The 18,167-nt window shown below is 65.7% G+C and carries 18 protein-coding genes, 1 tRNA gene and 1 pseudogene; 16 read left to right on the top strand and 4 right to left on the bottom strand.

What is annotated here, in order from left to right:
* Positions 1–23: 23 nt before the first annotated feature.
* Positions 24–689 (top strand): TetR/AcrR family transcriptional regulator, encoded by a 666-nt coding sequence (locus M3N53_14495; protein MDP9069531.1) that lies wholly within the window; start codon positions 24–26, stop codon positions 687–689.
* 8 nt (positions 690–697) lie between these two features.
* Positions 698–1,093, top strand: coding sequence for a nuclear transport factor 2 family protein (locus M3N53_14490; protein ID MDP9069530.1), 396 nt, complete (start codon positions 698–700; stop codon positions 1,091–1,093).
* Between the two features lie 75 nt (positions 1,094–1,168).
* On the opposite strand, the gene M3N53_14485 is transcribed toward M3N53_14490, so the two are convergent.
* Complete coding sequence (locus M3N53_14485) at positions 1,169–1,882, bottom strand: hypothetical protein (GenBank protein ID MDP9069529.1); 714 nt, start codon at positions 1,880–1,882, stop codon at positions 1,169–1,171.
* A gap of 260 nt (positions 1,883–2,142) precedes the next feature.
* Between M3N53_14485 and M3N53_14480 the strand changes: the two genes are divergently transcribed.
* From M3N53_14480 to M3N53_14430, 11 genes and pseudogenes are all read left to right on the top strand, one after another.
* On the top strand, positions 2,143–2,448 hold the full coding sequence (locus M3N53_14480; GenBank protein MDP9069528.1) for an NADH-quinone oxidoreductase subunit A: 306 nt from the start codon (positions 2,143–2,145) through the stop codon (positions 2,446–2,448).
* Entirely contained in the window at positions 2,439–2,969 is a 531-nt protein-coding gene (locus M3N53_14475) for an NADH-quinone oxidoreductase subunit B (GenBank protein MDP9069527.1), read from the top strand. The genes M3N53_14480 and M3N53_14475 overlap by 10 nt, the downstream gene beginning before the upstream one ends.
* Positions 2,970–2,973: 4 nt before the next feature.
* Positions 2,974–3,507 (top strand): NADH-quinone oxidoreductase subunit C, encoded by a 534-nt coding sequence (locus tag M3N53_14470; GenBank protein MDP9069526.1) that lies wholly within the window; start codon positions 2,974–2,976, stop codon positions 3,505–3,507.
* Between the two features lie 22 nt (positions 3,508–3,529).
* On the top strand, positions 3,530–4,708 hold the full coding sequence (locus M3N53_14465) for an NADH-quinone oxidoreductase subunit D (protein MDP9069525.1): 1,179 nt from the start codon (positions 3,530–3,532) through the stop codon (positions 4,706–4,708).
* Between the two features lie 19 nt (positions 4,709–4,727).
* Positions 4,728–5,750 (top strand): NADH-quinone oxidoreductase subunit NuoH, encoded by a 1,023-nt coding sequence (nuoH, locus tag M3N53_14460; protein ID MDP9069524.1) that lies wholly within the window; start codon positions 4,728–4,730, stop codon positions 5,748–5,750.
* Positions 5,751–5,752: 2 nt separating this feature from the next.
* A pseudogene (locus tag M3N53_14455) lies at positions 5,753–6,259 on the top strand (NADH-quinone oxidoreductase subunit I).
* Between the two features lie 1,178 nt (positions 6,260–7,437).
* Positions 7,438–7,971: an NADH-quinone oxidoreductase subunit J gene (locus tag M3N53_14450; protein MDP9069523.1), complete on the top strand. Its 534-nt coding sequence runs from the start codon at positions 7,438–7,440 to the stop codon at positions 7,969–7,971.
* Positions 7,971–8,276, top strand: coding sequence for an NADH-quinone oxidoreductase subunit NuoK (gene nuoK, locus M3N53_14445; protein MDP9069522.1), 306 nt, complete (start codon positions 7,971–7,973; stop codon positions 8,274–8,276). The genes M3N53_14450 and nuoK overlap by 1 nt, the downstream gene beginning before the upstream one ends.
* Positions 8,277–8,280: 4 nt before the next feature.
* Entirely contained in the window at positions 8,281–10,320 is a 2,040-nt protein-coding gene (gene nuoL / locus M3N53_14440) for an NADH-quinone oxidoreductase subunit L (protein MDP9069521.1), read from the top strand.
* A gap of 18 nt (positions 10,321–10,338) precedes the next feature.
* A complete protein-coding gene (locus M3N53_14435; protein MDP9069520.1) occupies positions 10,339–11,901 on the top strand; it encodes an NADH-quinone oxidoreductase subunit M in 1,563 nt (520 codons plus the stop codon).
* A gap of 19 nt (positions 11,902–11,920) precedes the next feature.
* Complete coding sequence (locus tag M3N53_14430) at positions 11,921–13,396, top strand: NADH-quinone oxidoreductase subunit N (GenBank protein ID MDP9069519.1); 1,476 nt, start codon at positions 11,921–11,923, stop codon at positions 13,394–13,396.
* Here M3N53_14430 and M3N53_14425 read toward each other — a convergent pair.
* Positions 13,393–14,358, bottom strand: a complete 966-nt coding sequence (locus tag M3N53_14425; GenBank protein ID MDP9069518.1) for an NDP-sugar synthase — start codon at positions 14,356–14,358, stop codon at positions 13,393–13,395. The genes M3N53_14430 and M3N53_14425 overlap by 4 nt on opposite strands.
* A 182-nt stretch (positions 14,359–14,540) precedes the next feature.
* Between M3N53_14425 and M3N53_14420 the strand changes: the two genes are divergently transcribed.
* From M3N53_14420 to M3N53_14410, 3 genes are all read left to right on the top strand, one after another.
* Positions 14,541–15,866, top strand: a complete 1,326-nt coding sequence (locus tag M3N53_14420) for a M23 family metallopeptidase (protein MDP9069517.1) — start codon at positions 14,541–14,543, stop codon at positions 15,864–15,866.
* A gap of 49 nt (positions 15,867–15,915) precedes the next feature.
* Positions 15,916–15,998, top strand: a tRNA-Tyr gene (locus M3N53_14415).
* A 47-nt stretch (positions 15,999–16,045) separates the two neighbouring features.
* On the top strand, positions 16,046–16,594 hold the full coding sequence (locus M3N53_14410) for a GNAT family N-acetyltransferase (GenBank protein MDP9069516.1): 549 nt from the start codon (positions 16,046–16,048) through the stop codon (positions 16,592–16,594).
* Positions 16,595–16,622: 28 nt separating this feature from the next.
* Here M3N53_14410 and M3N53_14405 read toward each other — a convergent pair whose 3' ends face one another.
* Positions 16,623–17,546, bottom strand: coding sequence for a hypothetical protein (locus tag M3N53_14405; protein MDP9069515.1), 924 nt, complete (start codon positions 17,544–17,546; stop codon positions 16,623–16,625).
* A complete protein-coding gene (locus M3N53_14400; GenBank protein ID MDP9069514.1) occupies positions 17,543–18,097 on the bottom strand; it encodes a sigma-70 family RNA polymerase sigma factor in 555 nt (184 codons plus the stop codon). The genes M3N53_14405 and M3N53_14400 overlap by 4 nt, the downstream gene beginning before the upstream one ends.
* Between the last annotated feature and the right edge of the window lie 70 nt (positions 18,098–18,167).

The following is an 18,167-nucleotide window of genomic DNA, read 5'->3' as shown; positions in this document are numbered from 1 at the left end:
GGACGCAGCCGCATACTTCCGGCATGCCTCCGACCCGCTCCGCCACCCAGCCCAGCGCGCGCATCGGCTCGCGGGGGCAACGTCCGGCGGAGCGAGAGGATAGGCGTACGCAAGCGCAGCGGTCGGAAGAGACGACGGAGCAGCTGCTTGCGGCAGCTCGCCGACTGTTCGCGGAGAAGGGCTTCGCCGGCACCTCGATCGAGGAGATCGTTCGCACCGCCGGCGTGACGCGCGGGGCCATGTATCACCACTTCGCCAGCAAGGAGGAAGTTTTCGAAGCGGTGTTCGCTCGCGAGCAGGAGCGGATCGCGCGCAGGGTCCAGGAGGCAGCCGCAAAGAAGAAGGGCGCGTGGAACCAACTGAAGGCCGGCTGCGACGAGTTCCTCACCGCGGCGCTGGATCGCGAGACCCAGCAGATCACCTTCCTCGACGGGCCCGCGGTGCTGGGGGCCGGGAGGATCGAGGAGATCGAATGCCCGCACTCGATCGAGATGATCACCGAGGTGATCGAGCGGGCGATGCGGCAGGGGGCGCTTCGGAAGAGGCCCGCGACGCCGTTGGCCCAGCTGCTCTTTGGTGCTCTGTGTCAGGCGGCCATGGTGGCGGCGCGTTCCTCAGACGACGGAACCACGATGAAACAGATGCGCAAAGAGGTGCAACGGCTGCTAGACGCGCTGGAAGCCACGTAGGAGGCGGCGTGGGGGCCAACAGTGACGTCGTGCAGCAGGCGCTCGGAACGATCATCATGCGCGATCTCTCCGCTGCGGAAGCCGTAGTCGCGCAGGACTTCGTTTGGCACATACCGGGTCGCAGCGTGATCGGCGGTGACGCGGTGGGCGCCGCCGGTTGGGCCGACAAGCTGCACCGCCTGCTGGGCGCGGGCCTCCGGCCCCAGTTGCTCACGATGCTGGAAGGCGACGAGCAGGTCGCGGTGCTGCAGCGGAACGTCGCCGAAGCGGGCGATCACTCGCTGGACGTGCGGGTCGTGAACCTCTTCACCGTGCGCGACGGCAAGGTGTCTCGGCTGGAGACCTTCTTCGGCGACCAGCATGCCGTCGAAGCGTTCTGGAACGCCGTGCTGGTCGAGGCGTAACGGCCCCCGACCGGTGTGCCGACGTTTTATCCCGTGATTCGGGACGTTCCCCGACCAAAACCTGCTGTGCCGGCGCTAGCGGTCCCGCTGAAGTCGCGACTCGCGCGGGGGGAGGGGCAGGACCTCCCCTCCCAGCGTCCTGAAGGCCCGGGTCAGCGCGATGGCGCCGACCATCCCCAACACGAGGACGATGACCGTGACGACGGGCCAGAGCGGGCCGAAGAAGGTGGGGAGGTCCCACACGAAGCTGCCGACCTGGACGGACATCCCGGGCACCAGGATCAATGCGCCGAAGATAACGATCAGCTGCCGGCGAGCCGGCTTACCTAGCTCGGCGCTGCGAGAGATCGCCGCCACCGGCGCCTTCCTCTCCAGCACGACCGCAGGGTCTGCAAGAGCGACGATGCCGCCGACGACGAAGGCCCCGATGATGACCCCTACCACTCCCGCCGCCAGCACCATCAGCACCACGAGCACAGACGCGGCGACGTAGCGCCAGAAGCACCTTCTCGCGACGGCGAGCTTCAACCAGACGTCAACGCTTGGAGTCGGATTGGGATCGGCCGCGGCGAGCGTCACCGCGATCTGCAGATACAAAGAGAGGGCGATCAACACCAAGGACGCGATGACGGCCACGTCGTCGTCTGTTCCCTGCGGAAGGGTGTTGGCCACCAGCGATACGAACAGAGCCAGTACGAGCAGGCCGCGGAACGGGGGCCGCGCTAGGGACGCGAAGGCGGTGCGGATCGATCCCGCAGCCGATATCTGGTGCTCGAGCGGCGGGTCCACGGGGGTCATCCTAGGTCCTGCCCGAAGCGCAGACGAGTTGGTCTTCACGAGCGAACGAGGTCGAGGTCGCGCTGCGGCTGCATGTTAGTTTTCGCCGGGTATCCAGGACTTTCGCGCGACCACGGGGTTCATGAAAGACCTGCACCTCATGGGACAGACACGGGTTCACTCGACGCGACCAGGGAGCAGTTTCAGACGTGCCTGAGGGTTACTTCGGCCAGTACGTCACGATCGGGATCTTCGCCATCGTGGGCGTCGTTTTGGTGTTCGGAACGTTGCAGCTCGCAAGGCTCGTCCGCCCGAACGTCCCCCACCCGGAGAAGTACACCACCTACGAATCCGGTATCGACCCGATCGGTCGCGGCTGGACGCAGTCGAACGTCCGCTACTACCTCTTCGCCCTCCTGTTCGTCGTCTTCGACGTGGAGGCGGTGTTCCTCTTCCCCTGGGCGATCGTGTTCAAGGAACTGGGGACCGCGGCGTTCGTCGAGATGGTCATCTTCATTGCGATCCTCGCTTTCGCCCTCATCTACGCGATCAAGAAGAAGGTATTGGAATGGCTGTAGTCGAGAAGGTAAAGCTGCCCAAGCCGGTGTCGTGGGCGTTGAACTGGAGCCGGAAGTACTCGCTGTGGATGCTGCAGTTCGGCCTCGCTTGTTGCGGCATCGAGATGGGCGCCGCGATCGCCAGCAAGTTCGACATCATCCGCTTCGGCGTGATCCCGTTCCCTGCGTCGCCGCGCCAGGCGGACCTCATGATCGTGGCCGGGACTCTGACCGACAAGATGGCCGCGCCGATCAAGCGGATCTACGACCAGATGCCCGAGCCGAAGTACGTGATCTCGATGGGTTCCTGCGCCAACTGCGGCGGCCCTTACTGGGACTCTTACTCGGTGACGAAGGGCGTCGACCAACTCATCCCCGTCGACGTCTACGTTCCCGGTTGCCCGCCCCGGCCCGAGGCGCTGTTGCAGGGTGTGATCCGGCTCCAGCAGAAGATCGCGAACGAAGACGTCCGCGACAAGTGGGCGGGGCACTCGACGCCGATCCCGCACATCCCGCAGCCGGGACTCGCGGGAGGGATCTGAGCTAGTGGTCGCTAAGGTCGCTCCCGAAGAGGCGCTGCGTCGGGTCGAGCAGGCGGTGGGGTCGTCGGTCAGCGACCTCAAGCTCAACTTTGGCCAGGTGGACCTGACCGTTCAGCCAACGAACCTCGTCGAGGTCATGACGGCGCTGCGCGACGCCGAGGGCATCTCCTGCCGTTTCTTCACCTTCCTCTCGGGCGTCGACTGGTCGGAGTGGGAGGGCAAGGAGGGGCTCGAGGTCCTCATCCACGTCTACTCGCCCGAACACGTCCTCCATGTGAACGTCCACGTGCCGCTCGTCGGCGAGCACCCGAGCTGCCCCTCGATCTCCGGCGTCTATCGCGGCGCGCTGTGGCCGGAGCGCGAGACGCACGAGATGTTCGGGATCCACTTCGACGGACACCCACATCTCGTCAACCTGTACCTTCCCGAGGACTTCGAGGGACACCCGCTTCTCAAGTCGTTCAAGCTTCCGAGCCGGATGGTCAAGGACTGGCCCGGCGCGAAAGATCCCGAAGAAGCAGCAGCGGGCGGCAGATGAAGCGTCACCGGGAGGCGCACTAGTGGCCATCGACGAGCGGCGCGTCGGGACCGAGCCGCGGGTGCACGATCCCGCCGAGCTCGAGAAGATCGTCGCGGGGGCGAACCTCCAGACGGAGCAGATGATCCTGAACGTCGGGCCGCAGCACCCGGCGACGCACGGTGTGTTCCGCCTTCTGGCGACGATCGACGGCGAGAGGATCGTCGAGGGCGAGCCGATCATCGGCTACATGCACCGCGGCAAGGAGAAGCTCGTCGAGGCGCGTGACTATCGTCAGATCACGAACCTCGTGTCGCGGATGGACTGGCTGTCGGAGATCTCGAACGAGCTCCCGCTGTGGCTGGCGATCGAGCAGATGCTCGAGATCGAGGTGCCCCCTCGCGCCACCTATCTCCGCATGATGATGGTCGAGATGAACCGCATCATCAACCACTTGATGTTCTTCGCGTCCTTCGGCGCGGAGCTCGGCGCCATCACGCCGACCTTCTATGCGTTCCGGGAGCGCGAGGACATCCAGCTCGCGATGGAGATGGCGACCGGCGGCCGCTTCCACTTTGGTTACTTCCGCGCGGGAGGCCTCAAAGAGGACGTGCCCAGAGGCTTCCTCGCGCAGGCCCTGAAGGGCGTGCGTCAGGTGATCGACCGGCTCGACCAGTACGAGAACCTGTTGACCGGCAACGAGATCTTCAAGGCACGCACTCTCGGCATCGGCGTCCTCGACAAAGAGGTCGCCTACAACTACGGCGTGTCGGGACCGATCGCCCGCGGTTCGGGGATCACGTTCGACGTTCGCAAGGACGAGCCCTACCTTGCCTACGACCAGATGGACTTCAAGGTCCCGGCCGGAGTCCACGGCGACTGCTTCGACCGCTTCTGGGTTCTCGTCCAAGAGGTAGTGGAGTCGGCGCGCATCGTGGAGCAGGCGATCGAGGGGCTGCCGAGTGGTCCTGCAATGGGCAAGGTGCCGCGCGTGATCCAGGCGCCCGTCGGCGAAACCTATGTGCGCGTCGAGAACCCGCTGGGCGAGCTGGGCTTCTACCTGATCTCTGATGGTGACCGCAGGCCGTACCGGTTGAAGTTCCGGACACCGTCCTTCAACAACGTCTCGGTGCTTCCGCACGTGCTGAAGGACACGCTGGTCTCCGACATGATCGCGATCCTCGGCTCCTTCTTCTTCGTCCTCGGAGACATCGACCGATGAACCTGGGGGCCGTGGCCTGATGCCTTTCGAGATCACGCTCACCGCGTGGCAGATGCTCGCGGTGAAGATCGTCATCATCTTGACGATCATTCCGGTTGCCGCGCTCGCCGGCGGTTACGCGGAGCACAAGGTCATGGCGCATCTCCAGCACCGCCTGGGGCCGATGTACCCGGGTGGTTTCCACGGGTGGGCGACCACGCTCGCCGATGGCCTGAAGTTTCTCTACAAAGAGGACATCATCCCGGCGCGCGCGGACAAGAAGGTGTTCAGCCTTGCGCCGGCAGTCATCTTCGTCCCGATCGTTCTCATCTATCTGGTGATCCCGATGGACCGGAACCTCATCGTCGAGGACCTCGACATCGGCCTCTTCTTCCTGCTCGCCATCTCTTCGATCTCGACGATCGGCGTTCTGATGGCGGGATGGTCGTCGGCCAACAAGTACGCCCTCATCGGTGCTCTCCGCTCGGCTGCGCAGCTCATCGCTTACGAGCTTCCGATCGTGCTCGTGGCGGCGTCTGTTGCGATGTACGCGGGGTCGCTGTCGCTGGTGGACATCGTCGAGGCGCAGAGGGTCCCCTTCGCGCTGTGGCCACCGGGTCTCGGGCTGATCGCCTTCCTGATCTTCATCATCGGCGCGGTCGCCGAGATGACGCGGCCCCCGTTCGACATGCCGGTGGCTGAGTCCGAGATCATCACGGGTCCCTTCACCGAGTACAGCGGGATGCGCTACATCTTCAGCCACATGTTCGCCGAGATGGGGCACATGTTCGCGTTCGCGGGTATCGCCACGACCTTGTTCCTGGGCGGCTACCGACCGGTGGCGCCGTTCGGGTTCCTGGAGGCCATCCCGGGGATCGTCTGGTTCACGGTCAAGACGTTGTTCATGGTCTTCCTCTTCCTGTGGATCCGCCCAACCTTCCCGAGACTGCGTGAGGATCAACTTCAGAAGTTTGCGTGGAAGTTCCTCATCCCCGTATCGCTCGTGCTGATCCTCGCCATGGGTGCCTGGGTCCTCTACGCGCCGGACTGGGCGAGGCCCTAGCGGTGTCGGTTGAGGAGGCAAGGCTCCAGAAGGGTCGGAAGACGACCTACGGGATCGGGTTGCTGAAGGGGCTCGCGGTCACCTTCAAGCATCTCTTCAAGCACAACACAGTCATTCAGTACCCGGACGAGAAGCAGGATCTCCCGTCGCGCACGCGCGGCGTCATCGCTCTGAAGGAAGAGAACTGCACGGTCTGCATGCTGTGCGCGCGCGAGTGCCCCGACTGGTGCATCTACATCGACTCGCACAAGGAGACGCTGCCCCCGAAGCGCGAGGGAGGCCGCCCGCGCAAGCGCAACGTGTTGGACCGGTTCGCGATCGACTACGCGCTCTGCATGTATTGCGGGATCTGTGTCGAGGTGTGTCCGTACGACGCCTTGTTCTGGAGCCGCGAGTACGAGTACTCCGAGTACGACATCCGCGAGCTGACCCACGAGAAGGAGCGGCTGTCGGACTGGATGGCGACGGTGCTTCCTCCGCCCGAGCTCGAGGTGGGCGCGGAGGCTCCCGGGCGCCCCGGAGCCGCCGGAACACCGGCGGTCGCGGCCGGAGCAGCCGGTCCCGGAAGCGCGCAGCGCCCCTCGCCTCCTGCCGCTGCAACCGCCGCCGCCGAACGACCCGAGCAGGCGCAGCGCGCGCCTGCGGCCGCCGCCACCGCCGCACCGCCGCAGGCGGCCGCCACCCAATCGCAGGAGCAAGCCGGCGAGCTGAAGTCGTCTCACGCTGAGGGTCGGGCGCAGCCGACGGAGGAGAAGGCTCCCGCGGGCGGCACGCCCGCCGCGGCGGAGGCGACGAACACCGACACGATCCAGCCCGAAGGGATGAAGACGTCGACGGAGGCAGCGTCCCCAGAGACGTTCGACCGTCCCGACCACGACAAGGCGGCCACGACCACTGAGACCGAGCGGAAAGCCGGTACCGAGGCCGCCGCGGTGGATGCCACCGGCACCCCTCACACCACTCCCGGCCCCGACGCGCAGGCGTATCCGGAAGGCCAGTCGGTGGAGGAGAAGGGCCAGTCTGCTCCCGGGCCGCACGGCGCGCTGAGCGACGAGGAGAGGGCGCGGTTCCAGGAGAGCCCCGGCCCGAACGTCGAGGTGCCCCAGGAGACGCCGCAGCCGGTCGCGTTGCAGCCGACCGAGGACCCCGAGGCCGTGTATCAGCAGGTCCTGAAGGAGCAGCTCGACAAGGGGTCCAGCCCCCAGGTGGCCGAGGCTCGAGCCAAGGTGGCGCGCGTGAAGGCCGAGCGCGGGATCAAGCGAGGTCCCACGCCAATCGAGACCGACAAGATGGTCCCGTCGGCGCCGCCGAAGGGGCACCGCGCGCCCCAGGAACCGTCCGGCGCGCCCGAGGCCAAGCAGATAACGCCCGAGCCCGGGCCCGTGGCACCGGAAGACGGAGAGCCGGCTGCGCCGGAAGACCGAGAGTCGGCTGCACCTCAGGCGACGGCCGCTGGCGGTGGCCCAGAAGCGGAGGCACCCGCGTCCTCGCCAGCCGCGGGTGAAGCGGCAGAGAACGCGGCCGCGCCGTCACCACCGGCGGCAGCGGCGGGCGGGGACGATCCCGACGCGATCTACGAGCGGGTGCTGGCGGAGGAGAAGGCGAAGGGCTCATCCGATGCGGTCGCGCAGGGGCGCGCAAAGGCCGCCCGGGTCAAGGCCGAGCGCGCGAAGAAGGCGGGCGGCTGATGGCCGAGACGTGGCAGGAGATCCTCTTCTGGGCGCTGGCGATCGTCATGGCGTTCTCGGGCATGCGCGTCGTGACGACGCGAAACGTGGTGCATGCGGCCCTGTACCTCGTGGGGACGCTGATGGGCGCAGCGGGCATGTACATCCTGCTCTTCGCCGAGTTCGTGGCGTGGGTGCAGGTTCTCGTCTACGTCGGAGCGATCGTGGTGTTGATGCTGTTCGGGCTCATGCTCACGCGCGCTCCGATCGGGAGTGGCGACTTCGACAACGATCAGCGGGCGATCGCAGCGCTCGTGGCCGCAGCCCTCTTCGGCGTGACGAGCTGGATCATGGTGCAGGCGTTCGACGGAAAGAACGTGGGTTTTGCGCGCGAGACCGGCACGACCTCGCGCGACATCGGTGAAGAGATCTTCACTAGGTACGTCTTGCCGTTCGAGGTCGTGTCCGTCCTGTTGCTGGCGGCGCTGGTTGGCGCCGTCGTGATCGCCCGCCGCGATCTTGGCACCGAGGGTGGCTCCGAGGAGAGCTCCTGATGCCGATCTCCTACTTCTTGGTCCTATCGGCGCTGCTGTTCGCGTTCGGCGTCTACGGCGTTCTTGCGCGCGCGAACGCGGTTCTCGTGCTCCTGTCGATCGAGTTGATGTTGAACGCGGTCAACATCAACCTCGTCGCCTTCTCGGCCTTCTTCACTCAAGACGGTGTGGGAGGCCAGGTGTTCGCGCTGTTCGTCATAGCGGTGGCGGCCGCAGAGGTCGGCATCGGCCTTGCGATCGTCATCCTGTTGTTCCGCAACCGGCAGACCGTCGACGTGGACGAGATGTCCTACATGAAGTGGTAACGCGATGAACCAACTCCTTCTGTTCGCGCAGGAGCACGGCGGCGAGGCGGAGCCGGCGGAGCACGCCGCGGTGGGCGCGCTCGGCAACGTCGTGTGGCTCGTGCCGCTGCTCCCGATCTTGTCCTTCTTCGTGATCCTCTTCTTCGGCAAGAGGATGAAGAGCAAGGGGCACACGGTCGGGATCGCCGCGGTCGGCATCGGGCTCGCGATCTCTCTCATCGGCTTCGTCGAGCTCGCGCAGGGCAAGGGCATCGTTCGGAAGTCCTGGACCTGGTTCGAGTTCGCCGGCGCCGACGGCTTCAAGATCGAGTTCGGGATGCACTACGACTTCCTGACGGCCGTCATGTTCGTGGTCGTCACGACGATCTCGTTGTTGGTGCACATCTACTCGACCGAGTACATGCACGACGACAAGCGCTACACGTTCTTCTACGCGATGTTGTCGCTGTTCACCGGCTCGATGCTCCTGATGCTGATCGCGAACAACCTGATGATGCTGTTCGTCGGGTGGGAGCTGGTCGGCGTCTGCTCGTACTTCCTGATCAGCCACTACTGGGAGGAGAAAGAGAACTCCTCCGCCGGCATCAAAGCCTTCATCACGAACCGGGTCGGAGACATGTCGTTCCTCTTCGGCATCTTCGCCATGTTCACGCTCGGGCACACGTTCAACATCTTCGAGCTCAACCATTTGGCCGAGGAGGGGGAGATCCACGGCACCGGGCTCACGATCGCGGCCCTCTTGATGTTCGGCGGCGCGGTCAGTAAGTCGGCGCAGTTCCCCCTCTATGTGTGGCTCCCGGATGCCATGGCGGGACCGACCCCTGTGTCAGCGCTTATCCATGCCGCAACCATGGTCGTCGCGGGGATCTACATGGTTGCGAGGATGTTCCTGGTCTTCGAGCACGCGGGGGCCGCCCTGGACGTCGTCGCGATCATCGCAGCGATCACGATGCTGCTGGCGGCGATCCTTGCGCTGGTGCAGGACGACATCAAGAAGGTGCTTGCCTACTCCACGATCTCGCAGCTCGCGTACATGATGGCGGCGCTGGGCGTCGGCGCGTACACCGCTGCGATCTTCCACCTCTTCACGCACGCCTTCTTCAAGGCTCTGTTGTTCCTAGGCGCAGGGTCGCTGATCCACGCGGTTCACAGCAACAACATGAGTGATATGGGCGGTCTCAGGAAGTTCATGCCGCACACCTTCAGGACGTTCATCATCGGCTCGCTGGCTTTGGCCGGGATCTTCCCGCTCGCGGGGTTCTTCTCGAAGGACGAGATCATCGGTGGCGCGCTGCGGGCCGCTAGCGAGGGACACCGCGCCTCCGCATGGATCGTGCTGATCTCCGGAACCATCACCGCCTTCCTCACCGCGCTGTACATGACGCGGGCGTGCGTCAAGACGTTCTGGGGCGAATACCGCGGACACGGCCATCCGCATGAGGCCGGAGGTGCGATGGTGACGCCGCTGTGGATCCTGGCGGGGGCCGCTGTCGTCGTGGGCTTCCTCGGCTTCCCCGTCATCGGCCCGTTCCCGACCTGGATCACCGTGCCGGGGCACGAGCACCACGGTTTCTCGACGCTGTACAACGTCGTGCTTCCAATCCTCGCGACCATCCTTGCGGCCGGTGCGATCTTCTTGGGCCTCCTGCTGTTCTTGCGCAGGCGCTGGGACGTCGACATCCTCGGCGGCCCGTTCGCCTGGGCGTACCGGTTCGTTCAGAACCGCTACTACCTGGACGACTTCTATCTGAACGGGATCGTCAGGCCCGTCCAGTACCCGATCGCGCGCGGCACCTACTGGACGAATCAGAAGATCCTGGACGGCATCGTCAACGGCGCCGCCAGCGGCACGGTCGCGGTGGCGCAGCCGACGTACGCCGTAATCGATCAGCAGGTGGTCGATTTCGCGGTGAACGCGACGGCCGGTTTGACGGGCGCGTCGGGAGGCCTGCTTCGCTACATCCAGTCCGGCAACATCCAGCGCTACGCCGCGGTCCTCTTTGCCGCCGTAGCCATATTCGTCGCGCTGTTCGCGCTCACGTAGAGGGAGGGGTCCTAGAGCATGGAGTGGTTCGACAACGGTTGGGGGCTAAGCCTGGCGACGTTCCTGCCTGCGCTCGGCGCGATCGTCTTGCTCTTCGTTCCTCCCACGCAAGAGCGGCTGATCAAGCTGATCGGGTCGGTCTTCGCGGGGTTGGCGCTGTTGGTGGGGATCGTCTTGCTCTTCCAGTTCGACTTCGCGCACGCGGGCGAAATCCAGCTCGACGCGAACGCGGAATGGATCCAACAGATCAATGCGCGCTATCACATAGGCGTCGACGGTATGTCGTTGCCGCTGCTCGTGCTGTCGGTGCTCGTGTCGTTCCTCTGCACGATCTACATGTGGTTCCACATCCCGGCCCCCGGAAAAACGAAGGCGTTCATGGCGCTGGTGTTGATCCTGGAGACGGGGATGAACGGTTCCTTCATCGCGCTGGACCTGATCCTGTTCTTCATCTTCTTCGAGATCGTTCTCGTCCCGATGTACTTCTTGATCGGGATCTGGGGTGGTCCGCGCCGCGAGTACGCCGCCGTCAAGTTCTTCCTCTACACCCTCTTCGGATCGATCTTCATGCTCCTGGGCTTCCTGGCCATGTACTTCCAGAGCGAGCCGCGCACCTTCGACATGCTCGCCCTGCGCGACCAGGCCCCGTTCGGCTCGGAGTTGTTCCAGAACATCGCTTTCCTCGGGCTCTTCCTAGGTTTCGCGATCAAGGTTCCGATGTGGCCGTTCCACACGTGGTTGCCCGACGCGCATACCGAGGCGCCGACCGTCGGATCCGTCCTGCTGGCGGCCATCATGCTGAAGATGGGCACGTACGGCTTCATCCGGATCGCGCTACCGCTGCTGCCCGATGCGGCGGTGAACTACGCGCCCATCATCGGGGTCCTCTCGGTGATCGCGATCATCTACGGCGCGCTTTGTTGCTTCGCGCAGACCGACCTCAAACGACTGATCGCGTTCTCGTCTGTCGGTCACATGGGCTTCGTGATGCTGGGGATCGCCACGCTGACGGACGAGGGCATCAACGGCGCGATCTTCGGGATGGTCGCCCATGGGCTCATCACCGGGATGCTCTTCTTCCTCGCCGGTTCTATGCACGAGCGCTACCACACCCGCGAGATCGCGGCCCTCGGCGGGATGCTCCAGCAGATCCCGCGCTTCGGCACGGTGTTCGCGTACGCGGCCATCGCCTCTCTAGGTCTTCCGGGACTGGCGGGGTTCTGGGGCGAGATGCTGGCTTTGCTCGGTTCCTACAACCCGCACCCGGGCCTGAGCGAAGGTTTGTTCCGCGTCTTGATGGTCGGCGGAGGAATCGGGACCGTGCTCACCGCGGGTTACCTGCTGTGGACGGTGCAGCGGGTCGTGCAGGGGCGCGTTCCGGAGAAGTTCGCAGAGGCCCACGGTATCCACGACATCGTGAGGCTCGAGTGGCTGGCGTGGGCGCCCCTCCTCGTCCTCATCCTCGCGGCCGGCCTGTACCCGAAGATGCTCCTCGACGTGACGGACGGGGCCGTCCAAGCCCTGGTCGGTTTGCTCGGTGGCGCGGCGGACGGAGCCGCAGCCGCGGGCGGAGGCCACTAGTGGTGCTCGAGCCGACTAGATGATCGAGCTGGCTCAGGCGGCGGGGGCTGTTGCCGCGCAGGTGGACTGGCACGCGATAGCGCCCGAGCTCGTCCTGACCACGGCGGCTTGCGCCGTTCTCGTGGCGGACCTGTTCTTGCCCGACGAGGTCAAGTGGGCTGCGATGCCGCTCGCGGCCGCGGGGATCCTTGCCACGCTCGCGGCGATCGTGTCTCTGATCGGCCAAGGAGACAGGCTGACGCTCGCGGGCGCCTTCGAGGTCGACGGATTCGCCCTGCTGTTCAAGGGCGTCTTCTGTGTCCTGGGCCTGTTGATCCTGTCGATCTCGTTCCACTACTTCCGCGCCGGGCGCTACTACCAGGGCGAGTACTACTTCTTGTTGTTGTGCGCGCTCCTCGGGGGCCTAGTGATGTCAAGCGCCCGCGACCTCATCACGATCTTCATCGCCATCGAGCTGATCTCCATCCCCGGTTTCGTCATGACGGGGCTGCGCAAGGGTGATGCGAAGTCGAACGAGGCCGCTTTGAAGTTCTTCCTGTTCGGGGTGCTGTCGTCGGCGGTGATGCTCTACGGGATGTCGCTCGCTTACGGCGCGACGGGAGAGATCCTCCTCGACGGGATCCGCGCGAACCTCGGTGCCGCAGACGAGCCGCTGATCGTCCTGAGCGTCTTCTTCATCGTCGTCGGCTTCGCGTTCAAGATCTCCGCGGTGCCGTTCCACTTCTGGGCGCCCGACACCTATGAGGGGTCCCCCTCCCCGGTGGCCGCGTTCCTTTCGACCGCGTCGAAGATCGGTGGCTTCGTAGGGTTGCTGGTCCTGATGTTCAGAGCGTTCCCGGACGTAGCCGACACGTGGCGGCCGATCTTCGCGGTGTTGGCGATCTTGACGATGACCGTCGGCAACCTCATCGCGCTTCGTCAGCAGCACATCATCAGGCTGCTGGCTTATTCCGGGATCGCGCAGTCCGGCTACGTCTTGGTGGCGCTCGCGCTGATCGAGCCCGGTGCGGTCGAGTCGAACCGGCAGGCGTTCCAATCCGCGGTCATCTACCTGGCCATCTACGGGATCATGGACGCTGGGGCGTTCGCGGCGGCGGTCGCTTTCGCGCGGCGCGGAGGCAGTTACTTCATCGATGACTACTCCGGGCTCTGGCAGCGGAGCCCGGTGCTGGCGACGCTGCTGGCCGGCTTCTTGATCTCGCTGGCAGGAACCCCTCCGATGGCTGGGTTCTGGGCGAAGGTCTTCGTATTCGTCGCCACGATCCAGGCGGAGTCGTACCTACTCGCGGTCGCGATGGGGATCAACGCGGTGATAGCGGCCTGGTACTACCTCGCGGTCGTGAAGCGGATGTTCTTCGAGACCTCGGAGGTTCAAGAGCCTGTCGAGGTGCCTGCGTTGATGCGAGTGGCGATGGGAGCGGCCGCCGCGGCCCTTGTGGCGGTGTTCGTCTACCCCCGCATCGTGACGGAGCTGGCGGAGGGTTCGCTCTTCTAGCCGGTCCAGATCGTGCCGTTCACCCGCGTGCCCGCGGGCACGCGCGCGCCCGGCCACACCACCGCGTTCTCGACGGTCGCTCCTTCCATCACCGCCGCGCCCGCGCACACCACCGCGCCGGCGCGGAGCGTGCCTTCCGCAACGACGGAGTCTGGACCGACGTAGGCGCGGCCGCCGTTGATCTCGACGATCCGGCCGGGAGGTGGAATCGGCAGCGCGGGGGCGCGCCCGTAGAGGACGTCCAGCGATAGCTCGAGGTATCGCTCGGGCGTCCCGACGTCCAGCCAGTAGCCGGTGAAGTCGTGGACGCCGAGATCGCCGGGCTCCGCGAGATCTCGCAGCAACGTCTCGCCCAGCCCTGCAGGTCGATGATCCGGCAGAAGCTCTAGAGCGCGACGCTCGAACACCCCGGCGCCGATGAACCGGCCCCCGGGCTCGCTGGGCAGGCACCGCCGGTCGATGAAACCGGTGACGCGGCTGTCGCCGACCACGTCGGCTCCTTCCGCCACCCGGGTGATGGCGATCGTGGCGGCCGCGCCTACACGACTGTGGGTATCGAGCAGCTCCGCTGGGTCGAGGTCGGTGACGATGTCTCCGTTCCAGGTGATCACGTGTTCCGTCACGCGCTCCCGCAGCGCTCGTAGCGTCCCGGCAGTCCCGTATGCCTCAGGTCCCTCCTGCAGCAACTCCCAGTTCTCGAACGGGAGCCCGCTCAACGCGGAGGCGAGACGATCCCCCAGGTGGCTCGCGTTCACGACCACCCCCGGCCCGTCGCCTACCAGAGCCGCCAGGCTCCAGGCGCACAGAGGTAGGTCCAGCACCGGCAGCGCGGGCTTGGGCAGCCTGTCGGTGAGAGGGCGAAGCCGCTTCCCGCGCCCCGCGGCGAATAACACCGCCCGGACCTCCATCCCCCTGTGATACCCGCCCCCGTCGGCAACCCAGCGCGCCGGGTGGTGTGCCATTGTCTCGGGCTCCGCCCTACAACGCGCAAAAAGGGTCAATCCGGGCTATAGCGCGAGCGCCCCGACGCCGTTATGAAGAGTAGGAATAGGGGCGGCTGTGGCGAAGTTAAACGTACAGACGTCGTAGCGTAGCGGCGACGTCACGCCGCGGAGTTATCCAGCAGCAGAGAGGAACGCAACACATGAGGGGTCCGGCACGTTTGGCGCTGGCGGTGGTGGTCCTGATGGGCGCCTTCGTCGCACTGCCGCGTCCCGCTTCCCGCTTCGTTGCCCCCGATGCAAGCGCGCAGGTCCCGACGCCGACGATTCCCGACCTCCTCAGCTCGCCGAAGCCCACCTCCAGCCCCTCCGAAGACCCCGACCCCGGTGGCGGCGGTGGTGGTGGCGGCGGCGGCGGCGAGGAGGACCCCAACGGTGGCGGTGGTGGCAACAACACCGGCGGCGACGAGGATCCCGATGGGGACGGCAAGGGCGGCGACGGCAAAGACGGCGGTGACGCGAAGAAGGGTGACCGCAAGGCCGGAGGCAAGCGGCCGGGCGAGACGCTGGAAGAGAAGCGCAAGCGCCTCCGTCGGAAGAAGCGCAAGCAAGCTGAGCTCATGCTCCCGCCGCCACGCAGCATCGCGGGGCGGATCCCGGGAGCGTTCGACACATCGAAGCTCGTCGCCACCGCGATCCGGTTGCGTTCGCTCGGGATGTCGCAGGAAGACGTAGTCGCGAAGGTCTATCCGCCCTTCATCATCGCGGGCAACGCCTCGTGGCTCGACACCTGGCACGCCTACCGATACGGTCCGGCCCCCGGCCAGATCCGCCTGCACGAGGGCCAAGACGTCTTCTGCGACTTGGGAGATCCGATCTTGGCTCCCGAGGCGGGGACGATCAGCATGTCGAACGGCGGCCTCGGTGGACTGACCGCTCGGGTGCACAGGCCCGACGGCAGGTACTGGTACATGACGCACCTCTCCGCTTTGAACCGTAGCTTCCGCAACGGTGACGCCGTCCAGGTCGGCGACGTCGTCGGCTACTGCGGGAACTCCGGCAACGCCGCGACCACGCCGCCGCACGTCCACTTCGGCTTTTACGGGCCGGACGGCGACGACCCGAAGAACCCGATGAAGTACCTCGTGCAGTGGCTCCGCGCAGCCGAGACCCGTGTTCTTGGGGTCGTGAACAAGACCGACAAGAAGCGACAGAAGCAGTACGAGTCTGGTGCGATCACCGCGGCTCGTAGGTTCGGCGACGGCTTCGTTCCCGACCGATCCGAGCTGACGTTCGCGGGTGAATCGTTGTGGGCGACGGGTTCGTCTCCCGCGAGCGGTGCCTTCGGTCTGGCAGAGGCGGCGCTGCAAGAGGCGCTGTCCACGAACGGCCTCGAACTCGGCATCCTTCCGACGCCCGTCGACCTGCAGCTGCCGCAGTCCGAGGGGCGGGCCGTGCTGGACCCGAGCTCCGCGCTGGCGCAGATGCTGGAAGAGGCTACGCACGATCACACCGAGGGCAGCGACTAGCCGCTCTGCCCTCTGCACCCACCGGCCGTTATCCTTGCCGCCGTAACTTGGCGGGATGCCCGAGTGGCCAAAGGGAGCGGCCTGTAAAGTCGCCGGCGTATGCCTTCAGAGGTTCAAATCCTCTTCCCGCCACGCTCTTGCGATCGCGGCACCTGCCGGTGAACGTCTCTGTTGAACGGATGAGAGCCGCCGGAGAGCGCGTCTACGTCCGCCTCTTGGAGGCGGAGGACGCTCCCGATCTACTCGAGCTCCGCGTGCGGAACCGCGACTTCCTCAGACCGTGGGAGCCGCGCCGTCCCGGGATGCGCTACACGCTGGAGGAGCAGACCTCTCAGCTTGCGTTCGCGCTGGAGAGCGCGGCGGCAGACAGGGCGTATCACTTCGGGATCTTCGTCCCCGCCGGTGAGCTCGTCGGAACGATCACTCTCTCAAACGTGGCTCGCAGGGCATGGCAGAACGCGACGATCGGGTACTTCGTCGACGAACAGCACAACGGCAAGGGTTTCGCGACTGACGCGATCCGGCTCGTAACCAGGCTCGCGTTCACAGAGTTGGGACTCCACAGGGTTCAGGCGGGCGTGATGCCGCGCAACCCCGCTTCGATGAGGGCTCTCGAGAAGGCCGGTTACCGGAGAGAGGGACTGTCGTTGCGGTACCTGCACATCAACGATGTCTGGGAGGACCACGTGATGTTCGCCATCACACAGGAAGAACTGGACCGGAGGTAGCTAGACGCGTCGAAGCGACGCTGTCGCTCTAGTCCTCGACTTCCTCGTCCAGGTCACTGCTGTCGGGCTCGACGTCGTCGGAATCATCGGCGGGATCGGCATCTTCGACCTCGTCATCGGTTCCGGAGTCTTCATCTCCCGTGTCTGCTCCATCGTCGACGTCGTCCGCTTCTTCAGCAGCGTCTTCCGCGGAGTCATCAGCTTGGTCGCCCTCGTCCGAGGAGTCGCCGGGCTCACGTTGATCTTCGCTCTCGTCCTCGTCCTCGCTATCGGCGTCGTGCTCGGCCTCCCCCGGCGAACTCTCCTGCTCGCCGTCGTCGGTCTCGGCAGACCGTGAACCAGCGCCCTCGCCGCGAGCCCGATCCTCACGACGCTCCGCCTCTTCCTCCGAGGCTTCGCCACTGGCACCGGGGCGGTGGCTGTTGGTGGTCTCAGATCCCGCACCCGTTGGCGACGGCTCATCCGTTGTGTCCTCTGGCCCGTGCTCGTCGACCTCCACGACCGGCGCGCCGTCGGCGGGCGCCGGAAGGTCGACGCCAACGCGTTCAGCGACGTCTGCCGTTAACTGCTGGATCGGGTCGGGGAGGACTCCCGCGTAGGCCATGCCTCCGAACGCGGTGCTGAGCGAGAGCGTGGCAGCCGCGATCTTCCTCGTCCACGGCGCCAGCATTCGCTCCGACCGGGCACGTATGGATGCACGCGGCTCGGGCGGCGCGTCTACCGCGGCGGCCGCGGCGGTCTCGCTCACCGCGTGCATGATCATCGCCACATGCGCATCTTCGAAAGCAGGTGGGATAGCAACGGCCGGATAGGCATCCTGAACCTGCTGGACGATGTGCGCCAACTCCTGCAACGCGGCGTCGCCACCGAGCACTGCTCCGCCGGAGAGGACCAGGTCGAGGTCGTCCAAGGTCGTGTGGGTCATGTCTCGTTCAACGTCGAAGGAGGTCATGAGGAAACGGCCTGTGGGAGATCTCGTTTGAGGGCGGCCACTGCGCGCGACTGAAGGGCCTTTACCGCTCCGGGTTTCTTTCCTAGAGCGTCGGCGACCTCCGCGATGCTGAGGCCGGCGATGAGACGTAGGAACACCACGTCTTGCTGGTCTGGAGACAGCCGCTTCATGGCCTGTTGCACCTCGTCCGAGCGAAGCTTCGTCAAAGCCTGCTCTTCGAGGTCCGCGTGTCCGCCTTCCTGCGCCAGGATCTCGTCTGCCACCGGGTCGACGGGTCGCCGCGACCTGCTGCGCAGCGAGTCGACGAAGCGGTGGTGGGCGATCGTGACGATCCATCCTCTGAGGTCGTCCTCGCCCCCGCTGAACCGATCGAGCTTGCGAACCACCTGGACGAACACGTCTGCCACGAGGTCCTCGGGCTCTGCCGCTCGTCGCGCCTTCACGTAGCGGGCGACGACCGGAGCGAACTCGCGATACAGGTCGCGCCACGCCCACTCTGCGCCCACGCGGGCGGCAGCGAGGGTGGGTTCGAAAGCGGTGCCGAGGCTCATCGGTTCCTTAGCGAAAGGAGGTGCGGCGCGTGAATGAAGAAGACACGGGGGCCATAGCGACCCCCGTGTC

The organism is Actinomycetota bacterium (assembly GCA_030776625.1).
In the GTDB taxonomy this organism is placed as follows: domain Bacteria; phylum Actinomycetota; class CADDZG01; order CADDZG01; family WHSQ01; genus MB1-2.
This window is presented reverse-complemented; position numbering and strand designations above follow the sequence as displayed.

Excerpts from the sequence above, each read along its gene's own strand:
- M3N53_14495 (MDP9069531.1), top strand. The coding sequence starts at position 24 with ATGCCTCCGACCCGCTCCGCCACCCAGCCCAGCGCGCGCATCGGCTCG.
- M3N53_14475 (MDP9069527.1), top strand. The coding sequence starts at position 2,439 with ATGGCTGTAGTCGAGAAGGTAAAGCTGCCCAAGCCGGTGTCGTGGGCG.
- nuoH (MDP9069524.1), top strand. The coding sequence starts at position 4,728 with ATGCCTTTCGAGATCACGCTCACCGCGTGGCAGATGCTCGCGGTGAAG.
- M3N53_14450 (MDP9069523.1), top strand. The coding sequence starts at position 7,438 with ATGGCCGAGACGTGGCAGGAGATCCTCTTCTGGGCGCTGGCGATCGTC.
- nuoK (MDP9069522.1), top strand. The coding sequence starts at position 7,971 with ATGCCGATCTCCTACTTCTTGGTCCTATCGGCGCTGCTGTTCGCGTTC.
- nuoL (MDP9069521.1), top strand. The coding sequence starts at position 8,281 with ATGAACCAACTCCTTCTGTTCGCGCAGGAGCACGGCGGCGAGGCGGAG.
- M3N53_14435 (MDP9069520.1), top strand. The coding sequence starts at position 10,339 with ATGGAGTGGTTCGACAACGGTTGGGGGCTAAGCCTGGCGACGTTCCTG.
- M3N53_14430 (MDP9069519.1), top strand. The coding sequence starts at position 11,921 with ATGATCGAGCTGGCTCAGGCGGCGGGGGCTGTTGCCGCGCAGGTGGAC.
- M3N53_14425 (MDP9069518.1), bottom strand. The coding sequence starts at position 14,358 with ATGGCACACCACCCGGCGCGCTGGGTTGCCGACGGGGGCGGGTATCAC.
- M3N53_14420 (MDP9069517.1), top strand. The coding sequence starts at position 14,541 with ATGAGGGGTCCGGCACGTTTGGCGCTGGCGGTGGTGGTCCTGATGGGC.
- M3N53_14410 (MDP9069516.1), top strand. The coding sequence starts at position 16,046 with ATGAGAGCCGCCGGAGAGCGCGTCTACGTCCGCCTCTTGGAGGCGGAG.
- M3N53_14405 (MDP9069515.1), bottom strand. The coding sequence starts at position 17,546 with ATGACCTCCTTCGACGTTGAACGAGACATGACCCACACGACCTTGGAC.
- M3N53_14400 (MDP9069514.1), bottom strand. The coding sequence starts at position 18,097 with ATGAGCCTCGGCACCGCTTTCGAACCCACCCTCGCTGCCGCCCGCGTG.